Here is a 267-nt window from a genome sequence, read left to right as displayed (position 1 = left end):
TTTACGGCGCCGGTGCAAATTCCGGCGTCGGTGTGCTCAGCGCCTGTCCAAGCGACCGAAGTTGCTCGCTCAAGCCCTGGGGATCAATCTCGTCCGCTTCATTCAGATTCCGGCTCAGTGTCTGCCATTGGGGCTGCCAGTCAGTGCGCGTCGGCTCGGGGACCAACCACTGCACGACCGCTGGATCTCCGGCGTTCAGCAACTGGTCGGTGCCGGCAAGGGCGCTGATCACCACACTCAGGGATTGTCCCGCAAAGGCGTTGTGGG

Annotated in this window: 1 protein-coding gene; it reads right to left on the bottom strand. The window is 62.9% G+C overall.

Features of this window, described 5'->3' with window-relative positions:
- Position 1 precedes the first annotated feature (1 nt).
- A partial coding sequence (locus B3187_RS12335; protein ID WP_286806773.1) for a hypothetical protein occupies positions 2–267 on the bottom strand: 266 nt, incomplete at its 5' end.

It is taken from the genome of Marinimicrobium sp. UBA4209 (assembly GCF_002381585.1).
Classification (GTDB): domain Bacteria; phylum Pseudomonadota; class Gammaproteobacteria; order Pseudomonadales; family Cellvibrionaceae; genus Marinimicrobium; species Marinimicrobium koreense.
This window is presented reverse-complemented; position numbering and strand designations above follow the sequence as displayed.